General features: G+C 44.6%; 34 protein-coding genes. 28 read left to right on the top strand and 6 right to left on the bottom strand.

Annotated elements, in window-relative coordinates; genetic code table 11:
- Positions 1-84: 84 nt before the first annotated feature.
- Positions 85-390, bottom strand: coding sequence for a type II toxin-antitoxin system RelE/ParE family toxin (locus PTZ19_RS21510; protein WP_276357685.1), 306 nt, complete (start codon positions 388-390; stop codon positions 85-87).
- Positions 368-652, bottom strand: a complete 285-nt coding sequence (locus PTZ19_RS21505) for a type II toxin-antitoxin system Phd/YefM family antitoxin (RefSeq protein ID WP_276357684.1) — start codon at positions 650-652, stop codon at positions 368-370. The genes PTZ19_RS21510 and PTZ19_RS21505 overlap by 23 nt, the downstream gene beginning before the upstream one ends.
- A 311-nt stretch (positions 653-963) precedes the next feature.
- Between PTZ19_RS21505 and PTZ19_RS21500 the strand changes: the two genes are divergently transcribed.
- From PTZ19_RS21500 to PTZ19_RS21360, 28 genes are all read left to right on the top strand, one after another.
- Entirely contained in the window at positions 964-1407 is a 444-nt protein-coding gene (locus tag PTZ19_RS21500; protein ID WP_276357683.1) for a GNAT family N-acetyltransferase, read from the top strand.
- Positions 1408-1624: 217 nt separating this feature from the next.
- On the top strand, positions 1625-2266 hold the full coding sequence (locus PTZ19_RS21495; protein WP_276357682.1) for a hypothetical protein: 642 nt from the start codon (positions 1625-1627) through the stop codon (positions 2264-2266).
- A gap of 200 nt (positions 2267-2466) precedes the next feature.
- Positions 2467-2931: a GNAT family N-acetyltransferase gene (locus PTZ19_RS21490; RefSeq protein ID WP_276357681.1), complete on the top strand. Its 465-nt coding sequence runs from the start codon at positions 2467-2469 to the stop codon at positions 2929-2931.
- A 371-nt stretch (positions 2932-3302) separates the two neighbouring features.
- Positions 3303-3722, top strand: coding sequence for a GNAT family N-acetyltransferase (locus PTZ19_RS21485; RefSeq protein ID WP_276357680.1), 420 nt, complete (start codon positions 3303-3305; stop codon positions 3720-3722).
- A 152-nt stretch (positions 3723-3874) separates the two neighbouring features.
- Positions 3875-4183, top strand: coding sequence for a hypothetical protein (locus tag PTZ19_RS21480; RefSeq protein ID WP_276357679.1), 309 nt, complete (start codon positions 3875-3877; stop codon positions 4181-4183).
- 661 nt (positions 4184-4844) lie between these two features.
- Positions 4845-5195, top strand: coding sequence for a VOC family protein (locus tag PTZ19_RS21470; protein WP_276357678.1), 351 nt, complete (start codon positions 4845-4847; stop codon positions 5193-5195).
- Between the two features lie 182 nt (positions 5196-5377).
- Positions 5378-5899, top strand: coding sequence for a GNAT family N-acetyltransferase (locus PTZ19_RS21465; RefSeq protein WP_276357677.1), 522 nt, complete (start codon positions 5378-5380; stop codon positions 5897-5899).
- A 216-nt stretch (positions 5900-6115) separates the two neighbouring features.
- On the top strand, positions 6116-6532 hold the full coding sequence (locus tag PTZ19_RS21460; protein ID WP_276357676.1) for a hypothetical protein: 417 nt from the start codon (positions 6116-6118) through the stop codon (positions 6530-6532).
- 208 nt (positions 6533-6740) lie between these two features.
- Positions 6741-7160, top strand: coding sequence for a GNAT family N-acetyltransferase (locus tag PTZ19_RS21455; RefSeq protein ID WP_276357675.1), 420 nt, complete (start codon positions 6741-6743; stop codon positions 7158-7160).
- Between the two features lie 105 nt (positions 7161-7265).
- On the top strand, positions 7266-7718 hold the full coding sequence (locus PTZ19_RS21450; protein WP_276357674.1) for a VOC family protein: 453 nt from the start codon (positions 7266-7268) through the stop codon (positions 7716-7718).
- Positions 7719-7822: 104 nt separating this feature from the next.
- Complete coding sequence (locus PTZ19_RS21445; RefSeq protein ID WP_276357673.1) at positions 7823-8422, top strand: DUF1801 domain-containing protein; 600 nt, start codon at positions 7823-7825, stop codon at positions 8420-8422.
- 276 nt (positions 8423-8698) lie between these two features.
- Positions 8699-9295 (top strand): DNA topology modulation protein, encoded by a 597-nt coding sequence (locus tag PTZ19_RS21440; RefSeq protein ID WP_276357672.1) that lies wholly within the window; start codon positions 8699-8701, stop codon positions 9293-9295.
- A 63-nt stretch (positions 9296-9358) separates the two neighbouring features.
- The gene (locus PTZ19_RS21435) at positions 9359-10402 is read left to right on the top strand and encodes a copper amine oxidase N-terminal domain-containing protein (protein WP_276357671.1); all 1044 of its coding nucleotides are present in this window, start codon (positions 9359-9361) and stop codon (positions 10400-10402) included.
- A gap of 6 nt (positions 10403-10408) precedes the next feature.
- Positions 10409-11041 (top strand): class I SAM-dependent methyltransferase, encoded by a 633-nt coding sequence (locus tag PTZ19_RS21430; RefSeq protein WP_276357670.1) that lies wholly within the window; start codon positions 10409-10411, stop codon positions 11039-11041.
- A 10-nt stretch (positions 11042-11051) separates the two neighbouring features.
- Positions 11052-11657, top strand: coding sequence for a hypothetical protein (locus tag PTZ19_RS21425; protein WP_276357669.1), 606 nt, complete (start codon positions 11052-11054; stop codon positions 11655-11657).
- A gap of 185 nt (positions 11658-11842) precedes the next feature.
- A complete protein-coding gene (locus PTZ19_RS21420; RefSeq protein WP_276357668.1) occupies positions 11843-12505 on the top strand; it encodes an HAD family hydrolase in 663 nt (220 codons plus the stop codon).
- A 241-nt stretch (positions 12506-12746) separates the two neighbouring features.
- Entirely contained in the window at positions 12747-14021 is a 1275-nt protein-coding gene (locus PTZ19_RS21415; protein ID WP_276357667.1) for an erythromycin esterase family protein, read from the top strand.
- Positions 14022-14150: 129 nt separating this feature from the next.
- Positions 14151-14753 carry a GNAT family N-acetyltransferase gene (locus tag PTZ19_RS21410; RefSeq protein WP_276357666.1) on the top strand — a complete coding sequence of 201 codons (603 nt, stop codon included), beginning with the start codon at positions 14151-14153 and terminating at the stop codon, positions 14751-14753.
- Positions 14750-15250, top strand: a complete 501-nt coding sequence (locus PTZ19_RS21405) for a GNAT family N-acetyltransferase (protein WP_276357665.1) — start codon at positions 14750-14752, stop codon at positions 15248-15250. Before PTZ19_RS21410 ends, PTZ19_RS21405 begins: the two co-directional genes overlap by 4 nt.
- An 11-nt stretch (positions 15251-15261) precedes the next feature.
- Positions 15262-15954, top strand: coding sequence for a class I SAM-dependent methyltransferase (locus tag PTZ19_RS21400; RefSeq protein WP_276357664.1), 693 nt, complete (start codon positions 15262-15264; stop codon positions 15952-15954).
- Between the two features lie 33 nt (positions 15955-15987).
- Positions 15988-16359, top strand: coding sequence for a DUF4180 domain-containing protein (locus PTZ19_RS21395; RefSeq protein ID WP_276357663.1), 372 nt, complete (start codon positions 15988-15990; stop codon positions 16357-16359).
- A 57-nt stretch (positions 16360-16416) separates the two neighbouring features.
- Positions 16417-16809: a RidA family protein gene (locus PTZ19_RS21390; protein WP_276357662.1), complete on the top strand. Its 393-nt coding sequence runs from the start codon at positions 16417-16419 to the stop codon at positions 16807-16809.
- Between the two features lie 4 nt (positions 16810-16813).
- Positions 16814-17293 (top strand): GNAT family N-acetyltransferase, encoded by a 480-nt coding sequence (locus tag PTZ19_RS21385; protein WP_276357661.1) that lies wholly within the window; start codon positions 16814-16816, stop codon positions 17291-17293.
- 69 nt (positions 17294-17362) lie between these two features.
- Positions 17363-17590, top strand: a complete 228-nt coding sequence (locus PTZ19_RS21380; RefSeq protein ID WP_276357660.1) for a hypothetical protein — start codon at positions 17363-17365, stop codon at positions 17588-17590.
- 24 nt (positions 17591-17614) lie between these two features.
- Positions 17615-18271 carry a hypothetical protein gene (locus PTZ19_RS21375; RefSeq protein WP_276357659.1) on the top strand — a complete coding sequence of 219 codons (657 nt, stop codon included), beginning with the start codon at positions 17615-17617 and terminating at the stop codon, positions 18269-18271.
- Positions 18272-18290: 19 nt separating this feature from the next.
- Positions 18291-18545: a DUF2164 domain-containing protein gene (locus PTZ19_RS21370; RefSeq protein WP_276357658.1), complete on the top strand. Its 255-nt coding sequence runs from the start codon at positions 18291-18293 to the stop codon at positions 18543-18545.
- A gap of 58 nt (positions 18546-18603) precedes the next feature.
- The gene (locus PTZ19_RS21365; protein WP_276357657.1) at positions 18604-18798 is read left to right on the top strand and encodes a hypothetical protein; all 195 of its coding nucleotides are present in this window, start codon (positions 18604-18606) and stop codon (positions 18796-18798) included.
- 64 nt (positions 18799-18862) lie between these two features.
- Entirely contained in the window at positions 18863-19096 is a 234-nt protein-coding gene (locus PTZ19_RS21360) for a hypothetical protein (protein ID WP_276357656.1), read from the top strand.
- Between the two features lie 71 nt (positions 19097-19167).
- On the opposite strand, the gene PTZ19_RS21355 is transcribed toward PTZ19_RS21360, so the two are convergent.
- The 4 genes from PTZ19_RS21355 to PTZ19_RS21340 form a co-directional block, all read right to left on the bottom strand.
- Positions 19168-19875, bottom strand: coding sequence for a C40 family peptidase (locus PTZ19_RS21355; RefSeq protein WP_276357655.1), 708 nt, complete (start codon positions 19873-19875; stop codon positions 19168-19170).
- A gap of 902 nt (positions 19876-20777) precedes the next feature.
- The gene (locus PTZ19_RS21350) at positions 20778-21314 is read right to left on the bottom strand and encodes a dihydrofolate reductase family protein (RefSeq protein ID WP_276357654.1); all 537 of its coding nucleotides are present in this window, start codon (positions 21312-21314) and stop codon (positions 20778-20780) included.
- Between the two features lie 208 nt (positions 21315-21522).
- The gene (locus PTZ19_RS21345; RefSeq protein ID WP_276357653.1) at positions 21523-22716 is read right to left on the bottom strand and encodes an MFS transporter; all 1194 of its coding nucleotides are present in this window, start codon (positions 22714-22716) and stop codon (positions 21523-21525) included.
- A 67-nt stretch (positions 22717-22783) separates the two neighbouring features.
- Positions 22784-23359 carry a TetR/AcrR family transcriptional regulator gene (locus PTZ19_RS21340; protein ID WP_276357652.1) on the bottom strand — a complete coding sequence of 192 codons (576 nt, stop codon included), beginning with the start codon at positions 23357-23359 and terminating at the stop codon, positions 22784-22786.
- Positions 23360-23434: the final 75 nt, after the last annotated feature.

The raw sequence follows: 23434 nt of genomic DNA, 5'->3' as shown, positions 1-23434 counted from the left end.
GTCGCGGCCGCCCCGTTGGGGCTTAAGGTTCTCGGGTTCGTGAATACGTAAGACGTTAGGCGAAATCCTGGAGCAGAGATTGTGTTAAAACAAGAAATTATATTTACGTTTGGCATGAAGGATTCTACGTACCTCGATAAAATCAGTTTCGACAACATAAAATACGAGATAATTTTGAACAACTAGAACCCTATAGTTAAGCAATTGAAGCCTGGCGACTTTAGGAGTGACACCACTGTATGGGAAGTGGGCCAGTATAGAAATTGATTCATCTATTTGATTAATAACTTGAATTGCCGCAGTAGGATTATCAATGGAGATGTAATCAACGATATCCGTTAAATCCTGTACAGCTGACGGCAGGTATTTAATCGGAAGTTTTTCCTCCATGGACACGGCTCCTTAATGATTTCATCAGATCAGTATGATCGACCCTTTGAACGTTTGGATCAGAACTTTCTTTCTCTGCCTCCGCCAGTTTTTGGTACAATTCAATTATCGCTTGTTGTTTTTCGTAAAGGGCATGGCTCATGACAACAAGATCCTCATGACCGTTTTTTGTAATAAAAACCGGTTCACCCTCCGTGTGACACACTTCTGAGATGTAGTTAAAGTTATTTCTAAGATCTGAAATCGGTTTAATGATGGGCATTTTTATCACCCCAGAGAAAAATTTTAATCTCACCAATAATTTTATCATAATTATGATATTTTATACATGGGGAACCAAGAATCCTTTGAGGGTATCTCATTGGACTTCGCCTAACAATGCATTCACGCATCGGGCCGGCATTCGCCGTTCCTCGGTCGACCGAGGCATTTCGAGGAAGCGAATTCAGGCGACACACCCGCACCACCTAACCGCATCGCGGCCGTCCCTCCGGGATCTTAAGGTGGTGGGGCGTCGTGAATACGAGAGACGTTAGATGAAACCTGTGCAAAATCTATAATGGGGGTTATTCAATGGAAGTAGTATTTAATGACTATCTCATCAGTGATGATAAGTTAAAGATTCGAAGTGACGATGTAATCGACTTCTTATCTAAGAGTTATTGGGCAAACACAAGACCCCACGAACGGACAAAAAAGGCTATAGAGAATTCGTATTGTATTGGGGTATTTCATGAAGATAAACAAGTAGGTTTCGCACGAGTCGTTACAGATTGGGCAACCTTTTTCTATTTGTGTGATGTATATATCGAAGAAGAACATAGAGGTAAGGGAATAGGAAAGAAATTAATTGATTCAATCATGAATTTAGCAGAGCTTGAAGGATTGATGGGATTGTTAGGTACCAAAGATGCTCATGGATTATATGAGAAGTACGGATTTATTAAAGATAGTGAGCGCTTTATGAAACGGCCTCCACAATGGAGTTCGCAATCCAACAAAAATTCAAGAATGTAAATCCGAAGAAGGCACAGGCATCATCTAACACCGTATTCGCGCTTCGGGCCATTCGGCCCTCGGTGTCCGGCAGAGGTAACTCAGGAAGCGAAATCAGCCGGACACATCCATCCCCCTAAGATAAGAGCTATCTAAGGGGGATGGACGTCGCAAATACAAGAACGTTATATGCAATCGGGGCAAAACCATTTTAATTATACAGATAAGGAGATGGATGATGGCAGCAATCCCTTCCCGAGAACAACAATTAAGTTTTATGGTTCATGTATCGGAAGTCCATAGCTGGTACAAGCATTTACCACTTATGAACGGTGGAGAATTTATTGTTTTCTTAAATGATCAAGTAAAACTTCGGAAACATCCCAAAGTATTTTGCGGAAGTTTTAGATATGCATATAAGATTGATGATCAATGGTTTTCCGACTACGATGTTGATATAACATCAATCGTTTCAGAACTTCCAGATATTATTCGCATGAATTGTTCATTTAGATTATTTCCGACAATCTCTTGGGAATTTGAAGAGGCTTATTCTTTACATAAAGAGGATATAAATATGATTATCAATGGTGTAGAACATCCTCTTAAGGAAGTTCTATTGCGTTGGAATGAACTATATTTAAAAGCTGAGGAACTGTGGAAAAGTTTTACAAAAGAAGAATTGGAACTAATATGGGATGATAAAGAATTAAATACTGAAATAGGTCGCGATAAGTTCAAGAAGTACGAAAAGGCAAGAAAAAGCCAAAACGGGTATCTGGAAATAATGAAAGAAATTGAATTTAAAAAAATAGAAAAAGCAGTAGAGAATTTAATGATACTTATAAGATTTTTCGAGGATGGCCCCGACAGCATATAACACCTTATTCACGCTTCGGGCCATTCGGCCCTCGGTCCGCCCGAGGATTTTCGAGGAAGCGGATACAGGCGGAAAACCCTGCGAATCTAACCGCGTCGCGGCCGCACCGTTGGGGCTTAAGGTTCTCGGGTTCGTGAATACGAGGAACGTTAGGTGAAATATTCGCAAATCGATATTAAGTGTGACATGGAGGCAATACTATGCAAATCATTCAAACTTCTGAATCAGAAGTAATTGCTCGTCTCAATAAAGATGTACATGATTTGCATGTAGCGCTATATCCAGCTTACTTTAAGGAATATCACTTTGAGTCCGTGAATGAATTCTTTAAGAATGCGATAACCAATCCAAGATACCTCTTTTACATAATTAAAGACGATGATCAATATTTTGGATATGCCTGGATTGAACTAAGGGAATATTCAGAGAATGTTTTCATGAGAGCTAATAAATCTGTATTTGTACATCAATTATGTATTCGTAAGGAATATCAGGGCAGAGGACTTGGATTAATGCTATTGAATAAGATAGATCAATTCGCAAGAGATCATGGAATCAATAAAATAGAGCTCGATTACTGGATTGATAATAAGATTGCAGAGCATTTTTATCAGAAGAGTGGATTTAAGGAATATAGAAGATTCGTATATAAAGACCTTGACTGATTTGTAAGTACATCGATGAGGGCGAATACTTCACCTAACATCATATTCACGCATCTCAGCCATTTGGCTGCTCGGTCCGCCCGAGGCATCTCGATGGAGAGGATCAGGCGGACACACCGATCCCCCTAAGATAAGAGCTATCTAAGGGGGATCGGCGTCGTGAATGCGAGAGACGTTATACGACAGAACTAAAGGTGAATCAATTGAAGTATAAAATCTATAATGAGTCTCAAAAAACTAAATAAAACATTATGTACCTCCTAGTTACTTAAGCAATTTGCCATCAGCTTGGCCTGAAAGAAGTCGCGAATACAAGAACGTTATCTGAAATATGGCAAAACCATAGAACACTAGAACATGCGGGTGATCCTTTGAAACAACTAATACTGAAGGAAGGCTCGATAGAAGATATAGAAATACTTGCTTTACTCAATAAGCAGCTCATTGAAGATGAAGGCCATGATAATAAAATGGATTTGATTCAACTTAAGGAAAGAATGAAAGAGTTTATTAATTCAGAATACAGAGCTGTTCTATTCATCGAAGAGGATAATATAAAAGGATATGCGCTTCTTAATGTGAAGCTTAATCCAGTATATTTAAGGCAGTTTTTCATATGTAGAGAATGTAGAAGAGAAGGTTACGGTACTCTAGCGTTTCAGAAATTGATTGAATATTTAGGAACATCCAGGATAGACATTGAAGTTTTATCTTGGAATGAAAGAGCGATTAATTTCTGGAGATCACTTGGATTTATGGAACGAAGTATCTATATGAGATTGGAAAGATGAGAAAGAAAGTTCGGCGGCCGCCCCGTTGGGGCTTAAGGTTCGGGTTCGTGAATAAAAGAGACGTTATCCGATATTTGACTGTGAAAGGACAAAGTATGATGAAATTCTTCTGCAGGTTCTGTGATATTCAATTGACTGAAGAGTTAGTTCAGTTGGATGACAAGTTACAATTAAATGAAGAAGATGAACAGGATTACTTACCGAGAGGACATTACTTGATTGATGATGGACATTATTATAATGAAAAGAGCAAAGGTAAGTTTCTCATTAATAAAATCGATTTATTGAATTGTGAGTTCCGCTGGGATACCAAGCGATTGAATGGTTGCTGTGGAGCAGATGGCTGCGATGGAATAAATCAAGTATGTATTAACAAACACGAAATCGGGACACTGAGATCAGATTGTTGGATGCCACATGCAGTTGTCCTAGAACCTGCAAATGTAAAGATGAATGAATAAATTGAATGTAACTACTGCGAAAGCATTCATGTTACGGAGCTTACGCCCCTTGGTTATCAGATGTATAATCATGGAAGATGGTACAGACGACACACGAGCCGGCCTAAGATAGGAGCTATCTAAGGCCGGCTCTTGGAGAAAGTTATTTCATATTACAGTTCTTTCGACGAATGGGGCGCCTTGACCGTGAACCCATTGAATTCACTTTAAATTTCCACCACATCATTAATAATCTACCAACCCATGGACACATATTAGATTGTGGTTCTGGACCGGGGAAGTATTCTATCGAATTAGCAAGACGCGGCTTTTATATGACATTATCAGATTTGACGCCCAACTTCAGCTAACATCGTGATCACGCATCGCAGCCTGTTGGCTGCTCGGTCTGCCCAAGGCATTTCGAGGAGGTCAAATCAGGCANATCAGATTTGACGCCCAACTTCAGCTAACATCGTGATCACGCATCGCAGCCTGTTGGCTGCTCGGTCTGCCCAAGGCATTTCGAGGAGGTCAAATCAGGCAGACAACCCTGCGAACCTAACCGCGTCGCGGCCGCCCCGTTGGGGCTTAAGGTTCTTCGGGTTCGTGAATGCGGGTACGTTATCAGACATAGCAAATGAATAAGTTCAAAAATTCAAACATCTCGGAGGTAGTTATGATGAAAGTTAAACGAATTGTTGCGGATATAGAAACTTCAAATCTTGAAGAGGCAAAATCGTTCTATCAAGATGTGCTTGGACTTGACTTATTGATGGATCATGGTTGGATTGTAACTTATGGTTCCAATGAAAAAATGAACATTCAAATTAGTTTCGCTTCGCAAGGAGGCTCGCTGACACCTACACCAGATCTTTCAATTGAAGTTGACAATGTTGATATTTGTTTAGAACGTATGAAAAGAGCTGGATTCCCAATAGAATATGGACCTGTGGATGAACCGTGGGGAGTACGAAGATTTTATGTCCGCGATCCGTTTGGCAAACTAATAAATATCCTCTCCCATACATAAATCAACGTTTATAAAATATAAGTTCTTTGAGAAATGCTTCGAATGTAGGAACTTCTGTTCACATCGTATTCACGCATCGCAGCCAAAGTTCTCGGGTTCGTGAACACAAGAAGGTGATACGCTATCCTTGCAATTGTACTAACATTTAAATTAATCGAAACTCCATAATAGGGAGTATTTATATGATTACTAGAATGACTCATGAGAACATCAATGACTATAACAAATCTAATGAGAGTCTAGTTGTATTTGGACGAATAATTCCTATATACGAGAACGGAAATTGGACATATACCGAAGAGATATTCTCTGAACAATATATAAAAAAATATGATAATAACGATGTTGATGTAAGTTACATCGAAGATAAGAATAAGGCAGTCTTTTTCTATTATGAGAGTAATCATTGCATAGGTCAGATCAGGCTACGAACAAATTGGAATGGATTTGCATTTGTTGAGGATATCGCAGTCGCTAGCGATTGGAGACTACGGGGCGTTGGAACGGAATTATTGATGAGAGCGAAAGAGTGGGCAACGCAGAATAATCAATTAGGTCTCATGCTTGAAACTCAGGATGTTAACCTATCAGCTTGCCGCTTTTATACAAAGAACAACTTTGTTATTGGTGGAGTGGATACTATGCTATACACTAACTTTTCGACAAAGCATGAAAAGGCAATTTTTTGGTATTACAAATTCTAGTGCTATGGAACGTATTCAGGAAGGCAAGGGCTGCGTAAAACAATGTGTTCACGCATCGGCAGACATGCCGCTTCGGTCGCTCGTGCTAGTCGCAAGACTCGTGCAGTTTAAGTTGAACACGGAAAAGTTATTAGCAATCTCGTTGAAAACACATGAATACATTGATATAAATTGAAGTGTAGATAATCTTGTTAATTATTGGGGGAAGCACTCTCAATGAAAAAACGAATAACTATTGTTCTTCTATTTCTCCTTTCATTTTTCGTATTAGTGCAGCCGTTGTCGGCGGCGACAAAACCAGTTAAATTGAAAGTCACATTAGTTCGTATAGAACTGGTTGAGAATGACCACGTTGGCAACGAGTGGTATACTGCTGGCTACGTTAATGGAAAAGAAATTGAAGAAGGAACAACTGTTTCATTAACCTTAAAGTCATCCGATACTTTAACATTAAAAGGCATTGCCGAAGAACAAGATAAGATTCCTGAAAGTGGAACATCAACTTCAAAAATCAAAGTATCTACAATAACTAAAACACAGAGTAAAATTCTCAAGGTTAAGGTTACAGAAAATCGAGGTCGATACTCAGGAAACTCGGCATATTGGCATTTTACGTTCAAAATTGAAAAGTGACTAAATTATTCAAGCCAACTCCTCATCCTATACAATTGGGGTTGGTTTTTTATGTAAATCAGTGAAGAACGATACTTCTAATAACATCGTATTCACGCAGCGGAGCTTCACAGCCCCTTGGTCCGCCTAAGGTTCTCGGGTTCGTGAATACAAAGAACGTAATCCAGGAGCAATGAACTTCGATAGTACACAAGGAGACTCGTCAATTATGTCTATCACGGTTAGATTTGGAAATATAAAAGACTCAAATGATGTCGTCAATGGTGATCAACACGTTCCAAACCATATCTTAACTTGGAAACTACAAAACCAAGAAATTGTTTTGGCTACTGACGATGAGGACGTAGTTGGTTATCTGAGGTTAGAATTTTTATGGTCAAAGTATCCGTATATAGGACTGATAAAGGTTCATCCGGATTACAGAGGTCAAGGTCTTGGCAAAAGGCTATTGCAATTCGTTGAAGAACATTTAAAGAAAAAAGGCGTAAAAGCAATATATAGTTCATCTCAGGTGAATGAAAACAACCCTCAAGAGTGGCATAGGAAGAGTGGATTTAAGGAATGTGGAATAATAAATGGAATCAATGAAGGAAACATAGGAGAGTTATTTTTTGTTAAAGAGCTTTAATAGTTTTATTGGATGCGAGGGATATCGTGGAAACGGAATCAAGCGGACAACCTTGCGAACCTAAACGCATCGCGGCCGCTTTTGTACACATAAGGAGATGAAACAATGACAAAAAACAGATTATTAAGAATGGACAATGTCGGCATCGTTGTAGAATCCCTTGATGACGCAATCTCTTTCTTCGAAGAGATTGGCTTGAAGCTCGAAGGGCGAGCCACTGTCGAAGGCGAATGGGCCGGTCGTGTAACCGGACTGGGTTCTCAGTGCGTAGAGATTGCTATGATGGTTACTCCAGATGGCCACAGTCGACTTGAACTTTCGCGATTTCTCTCCCCACCTACTATATCAGATCACCGGACTGTTCCTGTAAATGCCCTCGGTTATCTGCGCGTCATGTTCACCGTTGAAGACATTGACGAAATGGTATCAAGACTCACTAAGCACGGTGCTCAGCTCGTTGGAGAAGTGGTACAGTACGAGGACTCGTATCGGCTCTGCTACATTCGTGGAACCGAAGGACTGCTAATCGGTTTAGCGGAGCAACTCGGTAACAAATAAGCAACAGAAAGCAGTGCGACAGTAACTCGAAGATCGGGTTCGTGAATGAATACGAAGAACGTTATGTCTTACTCCTATGAAATACAATTGAGAGGAGAGACAAGATGAATAATGACTTACCTAAACTAGCGCAGCCCGCTGTCAGGGCACTACTGAATGTAGGAATAACAAACCTACAACAACTCACAGAGTATAGAGAATCAGAAATTAGTCAACTTCATGGAATAGGCCAAAATGCATTAAAACAACTTCGAGAAGCGTTAAACTCGAAAGGGCTTACATTTAATGACAGCCAAAAACCTAAAAAACTAACTGGGCAAGAACAAGTAGAAAAATTTCTAGAAGGACTCAACCATCCATTAAAGCCCGAAATTGAATATGTAAGAAGGGTTATTTTAAGTGCTAACGAGCAACTGTCAGAACACATAAAGTGGAATGCACCAAGTTATTTTATTAATGGTGACGATCGAATAACCTTTAACTTACATGGCAAGGACGGGTTTCGACTAATTTTTCATTGTGGTTCGAAAGTTACTGAGCATGCTCAAGGAAAACCTCTCTTTGAAGACTCAACTCACCTTTTGGAATGGGTGGCTGGAGATAGAGCTATCGTTAGATTCAGGTCGATGGATGAAATAGAAATAAAAAAGGAAAGTCTAAAACAAGTCATAAATACTTGGATTGATGTGACGAAAGACATTTGATATCGCAGATTCGGATGCGATGAATCAATACGAGGGAACAATGAAGCGAAACTATTTCACTTTATTTATTTCTGTATTTTTGATTGGTCTAAGCATTTACCGACTTTGGAAACTTCAGCAACCGAGAATAGGACCTGTTGGTGATGGCACAATATCCAACTGGACTTATGTACCTATAATTTCAAGTATGCTTCTTGGGCTCATATGGTTAACAATAAGCGTTTATAGGATTTTAAAAACAACCAAAGACAATTCAACGAAGAGCTGAACAAACGATTGGAGACAACGATGGTTAACCGGATATTAGTTTTAGGTTCAGCGGGCTCAGGGAAATCTACGCTTTCCCAAATACTTGGAACATCCTTTAAACTTCCTGTCATTCATTTAGACCGGTATTACTGGAAACCGAATTGGATCCCTACGCCAAATGAGGAATGGGATCAACTGTTAGAGCAGTTATGTAACGAAGAGCAATGGATAATGGATGGAAATTATTCAAGAACAATAGACATAAGACTAAGCAAAGCCGATATGGTGCTATTTCTAGACTTGCCGACGCTTTTATGTATTTATCGTGTGTTGAAGCGAAGGATTAAATACCGTCATAAAACAAGACCGGATATGAACGAAGGATGTTCGGAAAAATTGGACTGGGAATTTATAAAGTGGGTATGGAACTATAGGAGAAGAAGCAGACAGAAGATTTTAGATAAACTGAGTGAAGTGAGGAATGAAAAACAGATCATCATCTTAAAGAATAGAAAACAAGTCAATGAACTGATAAGTCAAATCATGAAAGGCGAACTGAAGACGGCTTACGCCCCCTCGGTCGTTCGATGTATAATCATGGAAGAAGGTTTAGACGACACATGAGCCGGCCTAAGATAGGAGCTATCTAAGGCCGGCTCGTGTCTAAAATGCGGGGGAGTGTTGTGAATGAAGGGGAGTAAGGTTGTATTCGCACTCATCTTGATAATGGTTGTGTCCGTATGGTCGATCAAACCAGCATTCGCGGATTCGCCTGTCACTTCAACGGAATTTTACAAGGCTTATCTTGATGAGGAGATCGTTCAAACCGCAGACAAAGCCGGGGGCGTGACGAAGGAATTAGCTGAATACTTGGCGGATGAATCTGCGCCTCTGGATATCCGTGCCGCTGTCATCAATGCGATCGGTTGGGAAGGGGAGCGAAAAGGAAGGACCGAAGCTTATGTACAGTATGCTTATGGCAAAGAGCTTTCGGAGCTCGATTTGTCCGAATTGCGCGGAGACGAGCTCTTCGTAATCGGTTACTTGCTTGCGATGGACGATTACTTTGATACGGCAAGAGCAGAAGAGCTGCTGCGGAATGCTAAGATGAGCATGAAAGATAGCTTTACCGCAGCCATGATCCACGCGATCGTCCTGTCACAGAGCCAGATGGCGTCGTCATGGCAGGAGGTTTGGAAGATCGTTGCAGCGGTTGCTTTCGATGAGCGTTTGAACATGGATATGCGTCCTGAAGCAGCGGAAATCATAATTGACTATCTGGTGCTCTACAGCGATAAGAAGGTGATCAATCCGTTTTCATCGGAAAGCCGGTTAACCCTGCGGATCGGCGAACCAACATTCACGCTGAACGGCGAGACGTTCGAGATTGATCCTGGTTACGGTACGAAACCGGTATTGCGTGAAGGCAGAGCCTATCTGCCGGTCCGCTTCTTGGCGGAGGCTGTCGGAGGAACCGTGCAGTGGCACAATAACATGAATAAAGTAACGGTTATGACAGCTCGGACAAAGCTGGAGCTGACGATCGGCAGCCCCAAGGTTCTCGTAAATGGAGAAGAACGGAATCTGGATAGTGCACCTTTCCTATCCGGCAATCGCACGATGCTGCCTTTTCGTTTCATCGGCGAAGCACTTGGGTTTGATGTTTCTTGGAACGGACAGACGAAGGAGATTGGGCTTACCCTCGTCCAACCTAAAACCCCAAAAGGATGAATAGGAATGGACCTGGACCTATATTGGAACAATCGATTTCTATCTCAGGGAATGATCTGGGGGCAGTCTCCCAGTAAAACCGTGTACAATGCCATTGAAATCTTCAAGTCTTTTCAGGTCAAAACGGTACTGGTTCCCGGTTCCGGCTATGGCAGAAATACAAAAGCACTTTCTTTTTCTTTTCAGGTTGATGGGATTGAAATTTCGCATGAAGCCGTAAAATTAGCGAAGGATTGGGACCCACATAGCAATTTTATTTGTGGATCTGTATTAAATGAGCCCATAGATGGCAAGCAGTATGATGCAATATATTGTTATGATTTGCTTCATCTGTTTCTATTTGAAGACCGAATCAGACTGATTCAAAACTGTTCGAAACGATTAAAACCGTCCGGCATCATGTTTTTTACATGCTTTTCGGATGAGGATCCCCACAACGGGGTTGGGCGGATGGTTGAAGAAGGAACATTCGAATATGTCGAAGGCAAAATTGCTCACTTCTTCACGGAATCCGATTTGATCGATCATTTTAGATGGGGAACGTTGGTTGACATAGGTTCTACGAAAGAAATCCTTACTTACAACGACAAGTCGACGAAAGAATATATTCTTAGATTCATCATCGTCAGGAAAACTTGAAGGTGATTCAATGAAGAATAGAATCATTCTGCTCGGCGCCGTTGTTTTAGTAATAACGATTTCTGTAATTTTCATATGGTTCGATAAAGACGAAATGACAACAAGCAGCGAGATTAACAAGATTGAAGTGGATAAGATTAAACTTCTGATGACAAAGGATGAAGTGGAAAGACTGTATGGAATGGGGCCAGACAAGACAGTTGGCTGTTTTGGCTGTGAAATGAATTTTATTTATCCGGCTTTGAAGCTGTCAGGCCGCTATTCCGAAACGCTTGACCGTATTCAAAAAAACGGAGAGATCGATTGGCTGAAAAGTCCGAAAGTTAAACAAATCACCACGGCAAATGAACATCTCTCTATACTGGGAGTTCGAATAGGGGACTCTCTCGAGTACGCACGTACGATACTAGAAGCAAACGGATACCGACTACAATCAAAGCAAGATGAAAGATTATTTGGTTATTATTATAAAGACAATTTATACATAAGATTGTGGACGGATAGCGAAATCAATCTCTCCAACAAAGATCGAAATGATTTAGGTGAAGATGAACAAGCGATTCAGAGTATTACCGTTGAAATTCGAGTAAAAAAAGACGAGGAGATCATTTACTAGGCAAACGTCGAAACCTTCTTATTGATCTGAGCACTAATTTCGGGTATCGCCAAGACTTACATAAGGAGGAAAGCCGTAGATGGCATTTCATCGTCCCGAGATTAATTCAAACTGCGTGCAAATGTATCAAAGAGGTTTACCGGAACAATTGAGTGAGTCGTAAAATGCGAGGCGTGGAGAAAAACATGAACAACCTGAAAGCCGTGATTTTTGATTTAGACAACACACTCTTAAATCGGACGAAGACATTCCATCGCTTCTCGACATCATTAGTAGATCGATATTTTAATCACATTCGTTCTACACAACTTATTATTGATCGAATCATTGAACTGGATCAGGATGGTTATAAGGAAAGACGCGAAATGTTTTCTGAAATGCTTCAAGAACTGCCTTGGAAAGAAAAGCCCGAACTCAATGAATTGTCGGAATATTACTCCATCCACTATGTAAGCAATGCCTGTTTGATGGATGGCGCGATTGAAATGATTCAACATGTCAAAGCTTCGTATAAAGTCGGGTTAATAACGAATGGCAGAACCTTCATCCAACATGGGAAGATCGATCAACTTGGAATTCGGAATCGTTTCGATTTGATTCTTGTATCGGAAGAAGTCGGGATAAAAAAACCCCACTCCGGAATATTTGAGATAGCACTTGAGAGATTGGATTTAACTGCGGACCAATGCGTTTATATTGGAGATCATCCAGTGAATGACATTGAAGGAGCGGGGAAGGCGGGAATGAACACCATTTGGCTAGAAGTAAATCAGCCATGGAAAGATGAAATAACCATAGAACCCGATTATCGAATTAAGAGCTTAAGGGAATTGGCCGGCATTCTTTAATAAGCGGAAACGAATGGCCATGAGAGTCTTAGCATACATAAATCTATCAATAGGTGAAACGCTAAATTTGCTTCGAACGATTTGAAGCTCAGAAAAGCGCCTCTTTGAGCTTATGACGGATAATACGGAAATTAACGGCCTGCGTTATGTCGCGGGCTTTTTCGGTTTGCGGGATAAGTCGGAAAAAGGTGGAAAAAATAAGCCGGAATAACCATGGACAGACACAGAGGAGACCTGCAACATGTTCTCAAGGGATACGGAAAAGTGGATACGAGAAATTCGCGATCTTTCGATACCGTTGAACCGATCGGACGACTTGGACGTGATCGTGGAGGCCGCTGCCGATGCCCGGGTCGTGCTGCTCGGCGAAGCGTCTCACGGTACGTCGGAATATTATACGATCCGAATGGAAATCACCAAACGGCTCATCCGAGACAAAGGGTTTCACTTTGTCGCCGTTGAAGGGGACTGGCCTTCCTGCGGTACGTTGAACCGGTTCGTCAAAAACGCGCCGGGAGCGGCAGAGAACGTCTTGGAGGCGCTTGGAGATTTTAACCGATGGCCAACCTGGATGTGGGCGAATCGGGAAGTGGCGGAGCTGGCTGGTTGGCTTCGGAAGCATAATAGCGGGTTGGCAGGGGCTGAACGTAAAGTCGGGTTTTATGGACTGGACGTATATAGCCTGTGGGAGTCGATGGAAGAGGTAATCCGCCATCTCGAACAAACCGGTGCGGAAGAGCTGAAGATTGCGAAGGAAGCTTTCGCTTGCTTCGACCCGTTCAGTCGGGATCCGCAAACCTACGGAGTATCGGCGGCTTTCTTCTCCGACAGCTGCGAGGAGGAGGTGGTCAAGCTGCTATCCGAGTTGCGGGCCAATCGGAAACGGGCAGGAGAAAACGAGGAAGCCGAGCTGCACGATGAGGTGAACGCGCTGGTGGCGGTAAACGCCGAGCGATATTACCGCGCAATGGTGCGGGGCGGACCGGAATCGTGGAATATCAGGGATGAACATATGGTTGAGGCGTTGAATCTCGTTCGTGCGTTTTACGGTTCCGAAGCAAAAGCTGTGGTCTGGGAACACAATACGCATATCGGAGACGCGAGAGCGACGGATATGGCGGAGGACGGCATGGTCAACGTCGGCCAGTTGATGCGAGAACAGCTCGGTCGGGAGCACGTTTTTGCCGTCGGGTTCGGTTCGCACCGCGGAACGGTGATTGCAGCCCGCGAATGGGGCGGCGCGATCGAACGGATGGACGTGCCGCCCGCAATCCCCGGCAGCTGGGAAGATCTGATGCACCGTGCCGGCGAAGGGGACAAAATCCTCATGCTCAGGGAACACGGGGACCGATTCGCGGAGACGGTCGGTCACCGGGCGATCGGCGTCGTCTACCACCCGCGCCGGGAACGCGGCAACTACGTGCCGTCCAGAATGTCCGAACGTTATGACGCATTCGTTTACGTCGATACCTCGAAGGCACTGGACCCGCTTCAGGTAGAAGTGGTTCACGTTTGAATGCCAACGCCAACTTCGAGGATGAGAAAGGAAATGGTGCAGTACGTATGGAATAATGAAGAATGGCATCGGCGGTCTCTGTCGATGATCCGGATCATGATCGTCGGGGAGAAAAAGGAGTAACCGTTGATGTTTTCATTTGCTGAGCTTGAGGGAAGAAGAATAAAACTCGTTCCTATGGAACAAGAACATGTCCAGCCTTTATTCGAGGCTGCGCGTTTTCCGGAGATTTGGGATCAGTATCCGATTCGGATCCGTACGATGGAGGATATGCGTAGTTTTATTCGGAAAGCATTAGACGGCCGGGAGCGCAAAGAACAATTCCCGTATGTCGTATACGACAAAGTCCTCCATCAATATGTCGGCTCAACGAGATATTTAAGAATCTCAGAAGAGCATCATAATTTGAACATCGGATCGACTTGGTATTCACCGCATGTCTGGAGATCGAGAGTCAATACGGAAACCAAATATCTATTATTGAAATATGCTTTCGAAACGTTAAAGATCAACCGGGTCGAAATCATTACGACAACGGAAAATCATAACTCGCAGAGGGCTATCGAAAGGCTTGGAGCCACGAAAGAAGGAATTTTAAGGAAAAAATATCACGGCTTGGATTATGTGTTCTACAGCATCATCGATTCCGACTGGGCAGAGGTCAAGAGCAAGCTTGAAGGGTTTCTCGACGATTCGAGGTACGACAACCATAATGGAGATGACATGAAATGAATATCCGAATTTTGCAAGAATCAGACGCGGCGAAATATCAAGATATACGTTTGAACGGACTACTAACCAATCCGGAAGCATTCGGCTCCACATACGATCGCGAATCGGAATTCTCTTTGGAAACCGTACGGGAGCGGATCCAGCCGAGTGAAGGAAAGTTTGTTCTTGGAGCTTTTCAAGCTGATCAATTGGCTGGGATCGTAACCTTCGTGCGTGAAAACTCACTTAAGACGTCCCATAAAGGAAACGTATTCGGCATGTATGTCAGACCTGAGGCGAGAGGAAAAGGCATTGCAAGGCAGCTGTTGCTCGAATTAATTCGCATTACCAAGAATAACGAGGGCCTTGAGCAGATCAATTTATCCGTCGTATCCAGCAATGAAGCCGCAAAGAAACTTTATCTTTCCTTGGGATTCGAGGTCTACGGCGTCGAACGCAACGCTCTAAAGCATAACGGCCAATACTTCGATGAAGACTTAATGGTTTTCAGATTATAGGAGGATCGTCGATGGCGGATCATGACGTGATTTACAAAGAATCTGCAAATGTCTATGATGCTATGATTAGCAGACAACCTGATCTATCGGAAATCATAAAAGAAATACGGCCTTACCGAAACTTGGATGTGGTCGACTTAGGCGCCGGCTCAGGCAGAATCTCCTCATTCGTGGCTCCGGAAGCAAAGTCGCTGATTTGCACCGATCTTTCAAGGGCCATGCTGGATCAATTGGATTTTAAGTTATCTCAGCGGAACATGCCCAGGAATTGGACCACGGTGGAAGCGGACCATCGGGAGCTGCCGATTCCCGATTCGTCGATCGACATGGTGATTTCCGGTTGGAGTATTTGTTACTTAGCCAGTTCGAATCAGCCGGATTGGGAGACGAATCTGGAAGACGTCATGACTGAAATCCGCCGGATTCTCAAGCCCCAGGGCACGGCCGTCATTTTGGAAACGATGGGAACGGGGACGGAGACTCCGAATCCGCCCGATTTTTTAATGAAGTATTATTCGCAGCTCGAAGAAAAATATCAGTTTGAACATAGATGGATTCGAATGGACTATGCGTTCGAGAGCGTGGAAGAGGCCATTGAAAATACCGAGTTTTTCTTCGGCCATGAATTGGCTTCCAAGATCAGGTTAAATCAATGGTCAACGGTTCCGGAATGTGCCGGCATTTGGTGGAAGCATTTTGAGTAGCTTTCGTTCTCAATATTTCTTAGGAGGCCCTAAATGAAAATCAATAAAATCATCGAAAACGGCGTGGAAATCGCTCTAATCGAAAGCGATGAAAGATTGGTCACGGACACCCAGTCCGCATTGGATCTTATGGCGACGATCCGGTATGAGACGGGGTGCGATCGATTTATTTTACCCAAAACCGCGCTTAGCGAAGAGTTCTTCGATTTGAAAACGGGGCTGGCGGGGGAGATCTTGCAAAAATTCATTAACTATTATGTCAAACTGGCCATTGTCGGGGATTTCTCCGTTCATACCAGCAAGAGCTTGAAGGATTTCATCTATGAGTGCAATAAAGGCAAGGATATCTTTTTCCTTCCGGATGAGAAACAGGCGATCGAAAGATTGAGTACGATAACAAGATAAGGTTAAAGAATCCAATGGATCCAACGATGATGATTAAATCGAAATTGAGGTGTACATGTGACGACGGAACGAATCCGGATTACGACAGGATCGCCCTGGGAACCGGTCGTCGGATATTGCCGGGCGGTCAGAGTCGGAAATGTGGTAGAAGTCGCGGGAACTACCGCAGTGAAGGACGGGGAAGTCGTAGGGAAAGGGAATGCCTATGAACAAACCAAGTTTATCCTGGAATTGATTCAAAGCGCTTTGCAGCAAGCGGGGGCCAGGATGGAGGACGTCGTTCGGACTCGCATGTTCGTAACGGACATCAGCAAGTGGGAAGAAATCGGGAAAGCGCACGGAGAATTTTTCAAGGATGTTAGACCTGCAGCCACGATGGTCGAAGTGAAAAGCCTGATCGATCCCGATCTAATGGTGGAAATCGAAGCACAGGCCATTTTGGATGATTGAGAAGATGGTGATGATGTTGGACGTGATCATTCGGCAAGCGGAGGACGATCAGCTTCCGATCGTTCATCGAATCATGCGGGAAGCTTTCGAGGAATATCAGGATATTCTAAACCCTCCTTCAGGCGCGTTGCGTGAAGAAGTTGACGACATTCGCAAGAAGATCGGCAGCGGAGGCGGTGCGATCCTCGTTTGGCGCAAAGGGGAGCCCATTGGTTCCGCACAATATTATTTTCGTGATGATTACATGTACATCGGTCGCGTATCCGTATTGGCTCATGTTCGAGGCACTGGAATCGGGAAGAAATTGATGAACTATCTAGAGCAAATCGCGCAAGACCATCAGGTTTGCGTTACGCGAATCGAAGTCAGAAAGTCGCTTCCGAATAATATTTCCTATTATCAGAAGATCGGATATAAGATTCTGGAGGAGCATGAGTATCCGCAAAAGACAGACGGATGGTATGTGATGGAGAAGGAACTGTAGAATCGATTTGGCAAAGTTTCGGAGTATTTAAGGCCATTAATCATTGATACACCCCTGGAGGAATGATTCTTGATCCAAGGCCTATATGAAACGCATCTCCCGGTCCGCAATCTTGGAGCGTCGATCGCCTTTTATCGAAATTTTGTCCGTCCCTATCAAGGGAACGTTTCCGTTTATTTCGACGACCCGGATGGCAATTCGCTTGAATTTATGTGTTTTGTCGAAGTGCCGGAACATTTACGGGATTTGAACGAGAAAATATCGTTAGCCGAATGGGAAAAGCTCTTATCCAAATAACGGCGGCTCTCAAAGGGGATCTCGATGAACTGTTACTTTCACGCTTCGAACGCCGCGGTACATACCTGTGTACGATGTAAAAAGGAACTTTGCGGGGAATGCATTCATTCGGAATATCCGGATTATTGCTGGAGCTGCGGTCTTGATTACGGGAATTCGCTTGACGAGAAGCCGTTTGAATTGCCCCGATTTGCACAAGGCCGCATTGGGCAGTATATCTTGGTAAAGCTGGCGGCTGCAGGCGGTTCGTGGCTGGTATTCACCTTGATCGCATGCCTTGTCATCGGATTGGCATTCGATTCGGCAGCCGTGCCTCTATTCGCCATCTATGCTTCTTTTTATTCCATATGCGTGACCTACACATACGGCTTGGCGTGTGCCGTTATCATTGATATCCTTCAGCGATGGGGTCTGGATGCTTCCAAACGGTACGATCTCTACGCCGGCTTGCTCCTCGGAATGGCTTTTCCTTGGTTAATGAAGCTCTTGGTTCATCAACCGCATATCCTTAATCTTCCCATTCATATGCTCTCAGGCGCCGTTGTAGCTTATACGTTCTACTCGATTCAACAAAAACGGCATAAAAAAGCGTTTATTTTCTTCTTGGCTATCCTGTCATCGATCCCACCGATATTCTATCTACTCTTAATGGCAAGAGGTCAAATCGGGATATATTTTTAATCCCTAAGGAGGTCAAGAGATGCTTATACCGATCAAGCTGCCCAAAGAAGAGAAAGAGGCTATCGTCCGTCAGGTTCAAGTTTATTTCCAGGAAGAACGATCCGAATCGATCGGGGAACTTGCCGCCGAGCAATTGATCGATTTCATGATGAAACAACTTGGTTCATATTTCTATAATAAGGCCATCTCGGACATGAGGTCTGTCGTCCAGGAGAAGTTCGCCCAGATTGATGATGAACTGTATGCTTTGGAGATTCCGAAGTACAGAGAATAACGGCTCGTTTCAAGGGCAACCTAAGTGGGAAAGAACACCATTCCAGGAGGGAAGCCCCATGAACATTATGGACGGAATGGACGCCGCAAGGTTCTCTTCGGCGAATCCGGATGACGAAGTGTCGAAAGATCGCTTGAATCCTGCATCTCCTCAAGTCGCTTACGGCCAAATGTCGCAGCAACCTCCGCTTCCGCAAGAGCCGGCAACGGAGGATGAGCTTAGAAATCGTTCAGAAAAGGGGCATGAAGCTTAAAAAGGGTTCATCTTGATTCCATTCGTACTTTGAAGTGATACGATGGAGTCAGGAGGGAGATAGAGTGAATACATCAGGCTATATCCATCTGGTTCACGAAATTCTGTTGACTACCCATTGGGACTTGCAGCTAAGAGCCCGCAAGGGAGGGCAGAACTTCCGCCATCGTCAGGATGCGCTGGCCTTCCTGGATACGGAATGGTTCGAGACGCTGTGCCAATCGGTGGATTTGAACCCATCCTGCGTGAGGAAAAATCTGATTCGAGTCGCTTATCGAACCGAGAAACAAGCAAAATAATCGACCATTATGTAGAGAAAGCTGGACAGAGGAAATCTCGTCCAGCTTCTTTATTATCCTAGGTGAAGTCGTTAAATGACTCTCCGGGCGGTTACGTAGTGATTGGCCCAATATCCGCTGTTCAGGTTGGACATGTGTACGTCGCTCACTTTATCGTCTAGAATATGGATAAAGTTGCCGTTGCTGACGTAAATCCCGACATGGCCGATTCCCGAACTGCTGCCGACGCTGAAGAACACGAGGTCGCCTTTCTTCAAATTCGACTTGCTGACAGAGGAGCCCGCGTTCTTCTGGTAACGGGTACCCCATTTCAGTTGGATTCCGTTTTTACCGAACACGTATTGGGTAAACGAAGAACAATCGAAGATCAGCTTGCTCGTGTTGCGCGTTCCGTAGTCGTATTCGGCTTTATACATCAAGGATTTGGCCGTTGCGATGACGGCATCTGCCTTCGAGCTCGTAGAACTGCTCGAGCTGCCGGAACTGCTCGACGAAGAAGAAGACCCATTATAATTCGTGTATTTGGAGGACGCCGAGATATAGCCGGTTTTCCCGTCCTTCGTTTGAACTTTCAACCAGTAGGCATTGACTTTGCTGATCACGTGAACATCCTCGCCGGTGTGAACCAATCGGATCACAGGATTGCTGGTACTGGGACCGGTTCGCAAATTAACGCCATATTTCACGTCGGTTTCATAGTTGGTGCTCGCGAAGACCGAACCCGCAATCGATAGAGAAGTCACGAGGGCAAGGGATGCAGCGACTAGTTTCTTTTTCATGAGAACCTCCTGTAACTTTAATCACCCTCAATCTATCACACTCCCGGAAATGATCCGGATGCAAAGTTTACCAGAAAGGAGCTTGTCCAATTGGTGAACCACGAAAAGCAGAGCGCGATCGTTCGAACGATCCGTGAGGAGGAACTGCCGAAACTATTGGAATTGTACCGACATCTGCACAAGGATGACCCGGAGTTGAGGGTGGATGATAAGCCGCAAATCTAACTCGCAACGTCCGGCCATACGGTTTGATCGAAAACGTTGTTACCCTTGCTCGGAAAGATTTGAAGACGGGGTTTATGATGAAGATGTGGTATGTGAGAGTAATTCGTAAGTATTACGATTAGTGTGTATTCAAGTAAAAATTGAGGTTTGAGAGATCATCGAGATTAAGATTGTTTATGTCAGGATAATACGGTGAATAATGAGTAATGAAATCAAGACGTTCGATAACCATGCAGAGCCAAGGTGAAATGCTTGAAATGCGATCTCGATCAGCGGTAAATAAAACGTTCCTGGCGTTAACAGTTGATCCTCAGGCGGCTTGTCCAATAGAATTGTTTACGATCATCGTCCATGGAATACGTTAGATCAAACGCTGAGCATTTTATGTAATTGAATCAATAAGGTGTTGATGTTCAATGATTGATGGATAACAGTTGAACAAAACACAATACAACATGCAGTGATTATAATTCGGAGTACATGGACAAGCAGAAATGGTTTACATAATAATTATTATGTCACCTGCGTAACTGAATTGCATTTACACAAAACCCGTATTTTGCACATATGTCTGCGGAGTTTATTAAAGAATAAGGGATCCTCTGACTGCCGCTACAACAGCCGAAGAATCCCTATTCAAGTAACGTGCCCTTTTAGCTGCTGGGTCAACCGCACAACTAAGCTGGAACGTAGGTCAACCTGATCACCTTCTCGCCAATTCGATCGCTTGCCACGAGGCGCAGCGGCGGCCGCGGACCGGCGAAGAACGGCTTGCCGTGACCCAACACCACTGGATGGAGATAGAGTCGATACTCATCAACGAGACCGAGCTCCGTTAGACTGTGGGCCAACTCCGGCCCGGCAACTTCAATCACCCCTTCATGCTGAGCCTTCAGCCCACGTATGGCCGCTGCGAGGTCGCCCTCGATCAGAGAAGCGTTCGGACCGACGGACTTTAACGTCCTCGACACCACCCACTTCGGTTTGCTTTGCCACGCCGCCGCGTATTCCCGTTCCGACGCATCCCATTCAAAATGGTCTCCGTCCCAATACCGCATGATCTCGTACATGCGGCTCCCGTACAGGCAGCCCGCCAGGCTGCGCACGTCGTCGATGAAATGACGGAATAGCACGGGGTCGGGCTGAAATGCCGGGTGGTCGTGGTCGACGAATCCGTCTAAAGACTGGTTCAATGCGAAAACGATCTTTGCCATGCGACTGACTCTCCTCCCTGGTTATCTCGCACAATCCTCATCAAGATTACACGTTCCATATGCAGCCTCCTATTTGTCTACATTTTATCATCCAACAGCATGTCCGGTTTATCATGAATTGCTAATGTGCACAGTCCTGGCCTGACCGAATACAAATTTTCATAAATACTCGAAATTAATTATCACGAATACCTGGGATTTTCTTCCTTCATCTCGAAAACTCCGTCGCATAATACGCCATGGCAATGGCCGGCAAGGCGATTCCGATCAGCAGTGCCGCCTCCCAGCCCCCCGTTGCGTAAGCCCACCCCCCTGCCGCTGAGCCGATAGCGCCCCCTAAAAAGAAAATGGCCATAAATAAACCGTTAAGCCTACTGCGAAATTCCGCTCCTAAAGAGAAAATCACCCGCTGCCCGAGAACCATGTTGGCGGAAACCCCCATGTCAAGTAAAATCGCCGCAACTACGAGAATGGAGACTGCGAGCGCAGAACTTGATGGAACCAGCAAAGGAAGCAGCTCGGAAAAGATGACGATGCCCAATGCCCATCCCGTAGCCGGGCGAACCCATCCACGGTCTGCCATACGGCCCGCCGCCGGCGCCACAATCGCCCCCATTACCCCGACTAATGCGAACAGAGCGACTTCCTTCTGAGTAAAATGGAATGGCGGACTTGTCAAAACCAACGGAACTGTAGTCCAAAACAAACTGAACGTTCCGAATACACAAGCATGATAAATGGCCCTCCGGCGCAATGCCGGTGTCGCCTTCAGCAAATGCAGCATGGAGTGCAGCAGCGCCGGGTAAGCAGCAGCGGTCGAAGGCTTCTTTAAGGGCAGTGCCTTTGCCAATACAAGAACCAGCGCGAAAATCAATGCTGCGGAGATGAAATAGATGGCGCGCCAGCCCATATACTCCGCCACCAAGCTTGCAAGGGGGCGCGCGAGCATAATCCCCAGAAGCAGCCCGCTCATGACGTTGCCCACATTGCGACCACGCACGGCTTCAGGCGAAAGATGAGCCGCATACGGCACAAGGATTTGTGCTGCTACGGAACCTACTCCGATCATGAGTGAAGCGGCGAGGAACAGGATGGCGCTTTTGATGACAGCGGCAATTGTCAAAACGGCGGCTGTAAGGAGCAATAATGAAAGGATCAACTTACGATTTTCCAGGATGTCTCCCAACGGTACGATTAATAACAAGCCGATCCCGTAGCCGACTTGAGTCAACGTAACGATGAGTGCGGCAGCCCCGGAGGAGAGCCCGATGGTCGAACCTATCGAGCCTATCAATGGTTGAGCATAATAAAGATTTGCCGCTATGATACCGCAAGCGGCTGCCAGGATAAAAATCAGCGATGGCGAAACCGATTTTTCCATTGGAATGGAAGCTGAATGCATAGAAAGTCCCCTCTGCTCGCCAGAATTATTCTGGAACAATCGTTCCGGAATGTGCAAAAAAAATGTTTTATAGCATTTCCATCACCATGTCTATCATCTGCTGCATCTTGCTGCGGTCACCCTGCACCTTCGCAACGATATTTATACTATGATTCAGGTTAGAGAGCAGATAAGATAAAGTCTTGATATCTTTCTCCGGCATGATTTCCCCGGTCTCCTGACCTTTGCGCAGCAGCTCGTAGAAGCATTTCTCCAACTCGTCAAATCGCTCCCTGATCAACGCATTCAGTTGCTCATCTGGCGAATCCATGGCGACTGCTGCATTCGTAATGAGACAGCCCTTCGGCGACTCGCCGTCCAGGGCGGAATCGATGTGTATCTCGAAGTACTGCCGGATTCCCGATTTTGCGGATGTCGCATGGACGAGGATGTCCCGTTTGGCTTGCTTCCACTTCTTGTACCAGTTGATCGCCTCGATATAAAGCGTTTGTTTGTCCCCGAACGTTTCGTACAGACTTGATCTGCTAAGATCCATAGCTTCCAGCAAATCCGGAATGCTTGTCGCTTCGTAGCCCTTCTTCCAAAAAACGAGCATCGCTTGATGAAGCACCGCTTCTTTATCAAACTCTTTGTAGCGTCCCATGGTACTCCCTCCGTTTCCGTAGGTACAGTTTATCCTTTTCCGGAACGATAAGTCCAGTATTTTCTGCAGATATGA

Origin of the sequence: Cohnella caldifontis (assembly GCF_029360585.1) — a bacterium.
Classification (GTDB): Bacteria; Bacillota; Bacilli; order Paenibacillales; family Paenibacillaceae; genus Cohnella; species Cohnella caldifontis.
The sequence above is the reverse complement of the archived record's forward strand: the minus strand, read 5'-3'. Positions and strand labels throughout refer to the sequence as shown.

What these genes read in the sequence shown, in the direction of transcription:
- PTZ19_RS21375 (WP_276357659.1), top strand. Translation starts at nt 17,615, where the DNA reads ATGAACTGTTACTTTCACGCTTCGAACGCCGCGGTACATACCTGTGTA.
- PTZ19_RS21370 (WP_276357658.1), top strand. Translation starts at nt 18,291, where the DNA reads ATGCTTATACCGATCAAGCTGCCCAAAGAAGAGAAAGAGGCTATCGTC.
- PTZ19_RS21350 (WP_276357654.1), bottom strand. Translation starts at nt 21,314, where the DNA reads ATGGCAAAGATCGTTTTCGCATTGAACCAGTCTTTAGACGGATTCGTC.
- PTZ19_RS21415 (WP_276357667.1), top strand. Translation starts at nt 12,747, where the DNA reads ATGTTCTCAAGGGATACGGAAAAGTGGATACGAGAAATTCGCGATCTT.
- PTZ19_RS21435 (WP_276357671.1), top strand. Translation starts at nt 9,359, where the DNA reads ATGAAGGGGAGTAAGGTTGTATTCGCACTCATCTTGATAATGGTTGTG.
- PTZ19_RS21490 (WP_276357681.1), top strand. Translation starts at nt 2,467, where the DNA reads ATGCAAATCATTCAAACTTCTGAATCAGAAGTAATTGCTCGTCTCAAT.
- PTZ19_RS21460 (WP_276357676.1), top strand. Translation starts at nt 6,116, where the DNA reads ATGAAAAAACGAATAACTATTGTTCTTCTATTTCTCCTTTCATTTTTC.
- PTZ19_RS21395 (WP_276357663.1), top strand. Translation starts at nt 15,988, where the DNA reads ATGAAAATCAATAAAATCATCGAAAACGGCGTGGAAATCGCTCTAATC.
- PTZ19_RS21495 (WP_276357682.1), top strand. Translation starts at nt 1,625, where the DNA reads ATGGCAGCAATCCCTTCCCGAGAACAACAATTAAGTTTTATGGTTCAT.
- PTZ19_RS21365 (WP_276357657.1), top strand. Translation starts at nt 18,604, where the DNA reads ATGAACATTATGGACGGAATGGACGCCGCAAGGTTCTCTTCGGCGAAT.
- PTZ19_RS21355 (WP_276357655.1), bottom strand. Translation starts at nt 19,875, where the DNA reads ATGAAAAAGAAACTAGTCGCTGCATCCCTTGCCCTCGTGACTTCTCTA.
- PTZ19_RS21345 (WP_276357653.1), bottom strand. Translation starts at nt 22,716, where the DNA reads ATGCATTCAGCTTCCATTCCAATGGAAAAATCGGTTTCGCCATCGCTG.
- PTZ19_RS21340 (WP_276357652.1), bottom strand. Translation starts at nt 23,359, where the DNA reads ATGGGACGCTACAAAGAGTTTGATAAAGAAGCGGTGCTTCATCAAGCG.
- PTZ19_RS21405 (WP_276357665.1), top strand. Translation starts at nt 14,750, where the DNA reads ATGAATATCCGAATTTTGCAAGAATCAGACGCGGCGAAATATCAAGAT.
- PTZ19_RS21420 (WP_276357668.1), top strand. Translation starts at nt 11,843, where the DNA reads ATGAACAACCTGAAAGCCGTGATTTTTGATTTAGACAACACACTCTTA.
- PTZ19_RS21455 (WP_276357675.1), top strand. Translation starts at nt 6,741, where the DNA reads ATGTCTATCACGGTTAGATTTGGAAATATAAAAGACTCAAATGATGTC.
- PTZ19_RS21450 (WP_276357674.1), top strand. Translation starts at nt 7,266, where the DNA reads ATGACAAAAAACAGATTATTAAGAATGGACAATGTCGGCATCGTTGTA.
- PTZ19_RS21410 (WP_276357666.1), top strand. Translation starts at nt 14,151, where the DNA reads ATGTTTTCATTTGCTGAGCTTGAGGGAAGAAGAATAAAACTCGTTCCT.
- PTZ19_RS21465 (WP_276357677.1), top strand. Translation starts at nt 5,378, where the DNA reads ATGATTACTAGAATGACTCATGAGAACATCAATGACTATAACAAATCT.
- PTZ19_RS21505 (WP_276357684.1), bottom strand. Translation starts at nt 652, where the DNA reads ATGCCCATCATTAAACCGATTTCAGATCTTAGAAATAACTTTAACTAC.
- PTZ19_RS21445 (WP_276357673.1), top strand. Translation starts at nt 7,823, where the DNA reads ATGAATAATGACTTACCTAAACTAGCGCAGCCCGCTGTCAGGGCACTA.
- PTZ19_RS21470 (WP_276357678.1), top strand. Translation starts at nt 4,845, where the DNA reads ATGAAAGTTAAACGAATTGTTGCGGATATAGAAACTTCAAATCTTGAA.
- PTZ19_RS21425 (WP_276357669.1), top strand. Translation starts at nt 11,052, where the DNA reads ATGAAGAATAGAATCATTCTGCTCGGCGCCGTTGTTTTAGTAATAACG.
- PTZ19_RS21430 (WP_276357670.1), top strand. Translation starts at nt 10,409, where the DNA reads ATGGACCTGGACCTATATTGGAACAATCGATTTCTATCTCAGGGAATG.
- PTZ19_RS21510 (WP_276357685.1), bottom strand. Translation starts at nt 390, where the DNA reads ATGGAGGAAAAACTTCCGATTAAATACCTGCCGTCAGCTGTACAGGAT.
- PTZ19_RS21385 (WP_276357661.1), top strand. Translation starts at nt 16,814, where the DNA reads ATGGTGATGATGTTGGACGTGATCATTCGGCAAGCGGAGGACGATCAG.
- PTZ19_RS21500 (WP_276357683.1), top strand. Translation starts at nt 964, where the DNA reads ATGGAAGTAGTATTTAATGACTATCTCATCAGTGATGATAAGTTAAAG.
- PTZ19_RS21400 (WP_276357664.1), top strand. Translation starts at nt 15,262, where the DNA reads ATGGCGGATCATGACGTGATTTACAAAGAATCTGCAAATGTCTATGAT.